Here is a 6,095-nt window from a genome sequence, read left to right as displayed (position 1 = left end):
TCCGTTCCCACTGGTCCGAGACGCAAAGCATAGCGGCGTATCATGATAGCACAGCTCCTGATTGACTAAACTCTCTACAGCTACCGATTCTAAACTAAATTGATACCTATTTGATGACACGCCCTAGCGATACTAGGTTTTGGTGTCTTTAAGCCATTTTGAGGTGTTTTTTGATAACTAGCAACTTAGGTTAGTAGTAGGGTAGATAATGCCAACCCTAGCAGAACTTAGGCAGCAATTCTACCTGTAGCTTCTGTTAATAATTCCCCCTACTACTTCTGGACTAGTGTTCTCGAAGAACAGAGGCTTGATCGCCACCCTTTCATTAAAGGAGTGGTAAAGCAGCTGATCCGCGCGTTGCGATCAAAGATGGGGTGCGACCTCGCGCTTTTTGAAAGCTAAGCGTGAAAGCCCACCAAGAGAGGGAAGAATCACTTCTCAATTTGACACAATCTTTACACACTCTTTACATAATTTTGAGATGATCCAGTGCAACTAGCCGTTACTAATGGTAAAACCCAAATAGTGATGAACGCATATCAAGAAATTACATATAGCATCTGTCAAAAGAGGTATATTTTTGAGTGTTCTGTGTTTATCCAAAATTTGTAAAGGACTAGGCTTACAGCAGGATTGTTCATGAGACTTTTGCTGGTAGAGGATGACAATGCTCTAGCTCTAACCTTGAGTAAAGTGTTGAGAGAGCAGAATTATATTGTAAATATTGCTGGAGATGGGGAAGAGGGTTGGGAGTATGCTCAAGCCTTTACCTATGACCTGATTGTGCTGGAAGTGGATTTCCCCAAGATCGATGGTATCAGCTTGTGTGATGGTATCAGCTTGTGTAAGCGACTACGGAAGGCAAGCTACGATAGAGGGATTTTGCTGTTGCTTTCTCAAGCAGCTACTGCTGAGCAAGTCAAGCTTAATGCTGAAGCTGATGATTATATTGTTAAACCCTTTACAGCCAAGGATCTTTTGACTCGGATTAGGACATTACTGCGTCACCACAGTGTTTCTGGATTAAGGCTACTGGAATGGGGTGATGTCTGCCTAGACCCGAGTACCTGTGAAGTAACTTATAAAGGTCAACTGCTCCATCTCTCACCAAAGGAATACGGTCTTCTAGAACTATTCTTGAGCCATCCGCGCCGAGTATTTAGTCAGAGTTTCATTCTCGGACATCTGTGGTCATTTGAAGACCCTCCTTCACCAGAAACAGTTAGGGCACATGTTAAGGGGTTAAGGCGCAAGCTCAAGAGTGTTGAAGCTGATGATATGATTGAAACTGTCTATGGTATGGGCTATCGCCTCAAGAGCTTACCGAGGAGCAAGAGAAAGAAAATCAAACCAACCCCAACCAGGTTCAATCAGCCTTGGGAGCTTTCTAAAGGAACCATGTGGCGTCAGTTTGCCACTGTAGAACAGGCGGTTAATGCTCTCGAAGCCGGACATCTTACTGAGGAGCTGCGAAAACAAGCCCAGCAGCAAGTCCACAAGCTGGTTAGAGCTTTAGATAAGTTTGGCTTAGTGGAAGGATCACGGCTAGCCCAAACTATTGAGTACTGGCTACAGTTCGTCAGTATAACCAAGACAAGGAACTCCGGTAAACTTAGATATCGGTCAAGACGCAGGAACTATGACAACCAAATAGAATTGCCTAGTCCTCAATTACAGCAGCTAACCTCCCCAACTAATATTCAAAATCTGGCATCTTTGGTAGCACTTCTGTCTGAAGAACTCCAGCAACCTCCATCAGCATTCTCTGGTGATGTCATTAGTGAGTTGGAAGATAATCCAACCATTACTGTCTTAAAAGAGTCTGAACTAACCAAGGATGGTAGATCAGAACCCCTGGCACCCGAGCAATTCCCAAAAAAGCTTCCCTTGATTTTAGTTATCGATGGAGAGGTGCAACTGACACAACAGTTGGAAAGAGAAGCAGTAAATTGGGATATGCAAGTAAAAGTTGTCCTAGATCCCAGGGAAGCCAGATTTGTCATGGATCAAGAAGTACCTGATGTTGTTCTACTGGAGTTGATGTTTCCCAATGATCCAGAGGTCGGAATGGCACTCCTAAAATATTTCCAGAACCAATACCCTCAAATCCCAGTAATCGTTTCTACACAGCAAAATCGGTTTAGCGATCGCGTTGAGGTTGCTCGTCAGGGAGGACGGGCGTTTTTATCCAAACCCGTTACCCCAATACAGTTACTAGAAACCGTTGAAGATGTCTTAAATCAAGCTAGACCTTCCACCGCCAAAGTCCTGGCAGTAGACGATGATCCCCTAGTGCTCGAAAGTATACGACACTTCCTACAACCTTTAGGAGTGCAGATTACTACCTTAGAAGAACCCGATCAATTTTGGGAACAGCTCGAAGCGACAGGACCTGATCTACTGATCTTGGATTTAGACATGCCCCAATTCAATGGGATTGAACTGTGCCAAGTTGTGCGCATTGATCGGATCTGGCATGGATTACCTATCCTATTGCTTTGTGAACACCAAGACTCTGAAACAATTCACCGCATTTATGAAGCTGGAGCTGATGACTATATCTTTAAACCGATAACGAAATCCGAGTTAGTCACCCGTGTTTTCCATCGTCTAGAGCGTACCAAACTGCTCCGTAGTTTAGGAGAAACTGACCAATTAACTGGTGTGGCTAATCGTCGTCAATCTACCATAGAATTTAATCGATTACTGCGTTTATCCCAACGCTACCATCAACCTCTTTGCTATGCCTTATTGGATTTAAACAACTTAAAACAGGTGAATGAGCAATATGGTCATGTGATGGGAGATAGAATGCTTAAGCGGTTAGGACAAATCTTGCGGCAAAAGTTTCGCAGCGAGGATATAGTTGCCCGCTGGGGAGGTAAGGAGTTCTTCATCGGGATGTATGGTCTCAATCGACAGGCTGGGGTCAGAAGGCTCCAAGAAATTTTGGAGACTGTTAGTGAAGAATTTGATAACTGTGAGCTAGTGCAGGTAACATTTAGTGCTGGGGTGGCAGAGTACCCTGAGGATGGCACAGACATCGAAAGCCTCTATCGAGCCGCTGATGAGGCTATTGAGCGAGGCAAAGCCACTGGTCAAGATTGTGTATTCCCAGCTCAATCCCTAGTTGGAAACATCAGTCAATAGTAATTTTTGAGTAGTAATTTTTCAGTAGTAATTTGTCAGTAGGTGAGTAAAGCTTTCTCTGTCTTACACTAAGCTGATTTTGATCTAAGCACCTAAACAAAATTAATTACATATTCTTGACCAAAATTGTCAAGAAATTTTTTGAGATATTTAAGAAAGCTTTTCCAGTTTTCGTAAGCATCAATTTCAATCCACTCATACTTAATAAATTTCCAGAAAATTTTAATTAAGTTGTACTTAGGTGAGTAAGTAGGTAACCAAAATCTATCTAAATTTTTGGCTTTCCATTATTCTAGTTTTTCTAGGATTTTATTGCTCGTGTGTATTGAAGCTTGAGCCATTACTACTACAGTGAGTTTATCTAAATTTTTACTAAAATTATATAAAAATTTAATCACGATTTCACTATCAATTGAGCCCTGATGTATTTCGGAATCTAATTGATTTTTACATCCCATTAATCCGAGAACATTAATTCTTTTGCTTTGGCAACTATTAAGAGTTATTCGTTTTAATTTTTCTTGCCATCCGTAAGGAATATCTGGCTTCAAATAGAATCCACTTTCATCTAAATATCTTAAGTCAATTTCTCCTTTTTTAGCTTGCTGTTTTAGCTCTTTTAGTCTGGGTATCTTTACGTCTAGCTCCCATTAATCAGGGGTTTTACTCGTTCCTATCTTCATTCTTTTCCATTTCATATTCAACTTTTTTATGGTTCTTTTTATAGTTTCCTTACTTACATCTATTTTCCACTCTTTATTGATTTTATTTTTAACTTTGTTTAGGCTTTTTGGTTCAGATTTTACCCACTCCTTTACTTGTTGCCTTTGCTCCTGATTTAATTTAGGTTTTCTGCCCCTACCTTTTTGATTGTATATTCCTAGGATTTTTTGATCTTCCCATCTAGTTAACCAGTTATATATAGTTTTTCGATTAACTCCAAATAATAAAGTTAATTCCTTGTATTAAAATTTTTTATAACTCAACAATATACATTTAGCTCTGTCTCTCACTTGAGGATATTTACTTTGCCAACTTATTCTTTATAAAAGTTTTTTAGTCTCGGGATTTAATTCTCTAATGAATCTCATATAAATACCTATTTTGATCGATTTTATCTAATTGTATATTATTATGTCAAAAATAGGTAATTAATTTTGTGCACCTGCTTATTAAACCCAATTGCTACCAGGTAGGACGTGAAAAATGGAACCGATACATTCACATTATTTTCACAATTGGCTCTACTATTTCACAATTGGCTCTACTATAAAGATAGTTTAAAGATTATCGGTGATATTGAACATAAATGTTGAATGATAGTTAAAAACCTATACAAATAGCCTCTAAATTGATAAAATCGAGGCTCAAAAAAATCTTACAATGTTGCTTCAATGAGATCAAATTTTCCACAAATCGTCAAAAGATACCTAGGAAAACTACCCAGGGTAAGCGCAAGAAAAACGAACTCATAATATGCTAGGGGAACCGATGTCACAATCAAGGTATCCAATGGTCATTGGCTTCGATAAACCCACTAAAACCACCGCAACCAGTCCTAAATCCTCACCACTCCAGCCAGCCGGAGATACTCAGCAGTTTCAACAACAAATGCTTGAGCATTTTGAGCACCTGGGAGATCCACGAGGGAAACAAGGAGTGCTTCATCCATTTGTAAGTATAGTAATGATTGCACCCGACGCCACCATCGGGGGCGCGACGGGGTGGGAAGACATAGAAACCTATGGAGTCAGCCACCAGCAATGGTTATCCACCTTATTACCATTGCCTCATGGGATACCCTGTGCAGATACGTATCGACGAGTGTTTGAACAAATATCTTAAGCGTGCCTTTGAGGAGAGCTTTAACAGTTGGTTAGCTAGTTTAGTAACAGATGCCCGGAGCACAGGTAATTCCCATTGATGGCAAACAAATCAAGGGTTCTTATGACCGTAACCAGTCAAAATCAGCATTGCACGTGGTGAGCGCCTGGGCAAGTGACCATCGGTTGTTTCGTAGGTCTTGTCAAAGTGGACGATAAAAGCAATGAGATTACAGCGATCAAGCGCCTTACTGGAATTACTCGACATCTGCGGATGCAACCGATACCATTGATGCGATGGGGACTCAGCATCAAATAGCTCGTAGTATTCGCGCTCTTAGTGCGGATTATGTTCTGGCACTCAAAAGAAATCATCCCACTTTATGGGAGCAGGTGAAGCAATGGTTTGAAACTGCTGTAGCTAATGAGGCAAGAGGGTCTTGAGTATAGCTACGATCTACGGGTGGAGTCAGCACACCATCGCACTGAAAAGCGCGATTGTTTGGGCGGTTTGTCTTGAGCAGATAGACAATGATTTGTACCAACAGTCCCAGTGGGATGGATTACAGACTATTGTTATGGTTATTCGTACTCGTCATCTGTGGAACAAGACTACCCGTGAGGTGATGTTTTACCTATCTTCTCTACCAGCCAATGCTCAACAGTTGGGTAAAGCTATCCGACAGCACTGGTCAATTGAAAATCAACTTCACGCTCGTCTTAGATGTGACTTTTGGGGAGGATAATAGCCGGATTCGCACAGGCCATGCTCCACAGAATATGGCTTTACTCAAGCGCGCTTAGTATTAATTTACTCAATCTTGAAACCAGCTATAAACGCAGTACTCGTCAAAAAATCAAACGAGCCAGCATGGACACGAGGTATATGCTGAAAATTTTAAAAGCCTCGATTCCCTTACAGTCTAACTTATCTGGGGCATAATTTTTCGCCGCTGTACCCTGGAAAACTACCTGATGATGATTATCCAGTTCTCATACTAAATCCGGTTGTCATACCCCATTAAAAAAATGCTTAAATAGAAGCTAGCCAATGATAGAAAGTTAAATTTATAATTTCTTCTTTCATCTCACTCAAAACCTGACAACGTTTTACTAACAATT

At 40.8% G+C, this 6,095-nt stretch carries 4 protein-coding genes and 2 pseudogenes; 5 read left to right on the top strand and 1 reads right to left on the bottom strand.

Features of this window, described 5'->3' with window-relative positions; all coding sequences use genetic code 11:
* Positions 1-639: 639 nt before the first annotated feature.
* On the top strand, positions 640-3,150 hold the full coding sequence (locus F6K53_RS34765) for a response regulator (RefSeq protein WP_293047775.1): 2,511 nt from the start codon (positions 640-642) through the stop codon (positions 3,148-3,150).
* A 92-nt stretch (positions 3,151-3,242) separates the two neighbouring features.
* Here F6K53_RS34765 and F6K53_RS34760 read toward each other — a convergent pair.
* Positions 3,243-4,190 (bottom strand): annotated as a pseudogene (locus F6K53_RS34760) (IS630 family transposase).
* Between the two features lie 472 nt (positions 4,191-4,662).
* Here F6K53_RS34760 and F6K53_RS46165 point away from each other — a divergent pair.
* The 4 genes and pseudogenes from F6K53_RS46165 to F6K53_RS46150 form a co-directional block, all read left to right on the top strand.
* Positions 4,663-4,995 (top strand): transposase family protein, encoded by a 333-nt coding sequence (locus tag F6K53_RS46165; protein ID WP_364306221.1) that lies wholly within the window; start codon positions 4,663-4,665, stop codon positions 4,993-4,995.
* A 50-nt stretch (positions 4,996-5,045) separates the two neighbouring features.
* Positions 5,046-5,192, top strand: coding sequence for a hypothetical protein (locus F6K53_RS46160; protein WP_366511385.1), 147 nt, complete (start codon positions 5,046-5,048; stop codon positions 5,190-5,192).
* Positions 5,193-5,270: 78 nt separating this feature from the next.
* On the top strand, positions 5,271-5,417 hold the full coding sequence (locus F6K53_RS46155; protein WP_364306224.1) for a hypothetical protein: 147 nt from the start codon (positions 5,271-5,273) through the stop codon (positions 5,415-5,417).
* Positions 5,418-5,632: 215 nt separating this feature from the next.
* A pseudogene (locus tag F6K53_RS46150) lies at positions 5,633-5,790 on the top strand (ISAs1 family transposase); the annotation flags it as partial.
* Positions 5,791-6,095 lie beyond the last annotated feature (305 nt).

Source organism: Moorena sp. SIO4A1, from assembly GCF_010672065.1.
Classification (GTDB): domain Bacteria; phylum Cyanobacteriota; class Cyanobacteriia; order Cyanobacteriales; family Coleofasciculaceae; genus Moorena.
This window is presented reverse-complemented; position numbering and strand designations above follow the sequence as displayed.

What these genes read in the sequence shown, in the direction of transcription:
- F6K53_RS34765 (WP_293047775.1), top strand. Translation starts at nt 640, where the DNA reads ATGAGACTTTTGCTGGTAGAGGATGACAATGCTCTAGCTCTAACCTTG.
- F6K53_RS46165 (WP_364306221.1), top strand. Translation starts at nt 4,663, where the DNA reads ATGGTCATTGGCTTCGATAAACCCACTAAAACCACCGCAACCAGTCCT.
- F6K53_RS46160 (WP_366511385.1), top strand. Translation starts at nt 5,046, where the DNA reads ATGCCCGGAGCACAGGTAATTCCCATTGATGGCAAACAAATCAAGGGT.
- F6K53_RS46155 (WP_364306224.1), top strand. Translation starts at nt 5,271, where the DNA reads ATGGGGACTCAGCATCAAATAGCTCGTAGTATTCGCGCTCTTAGTGCG.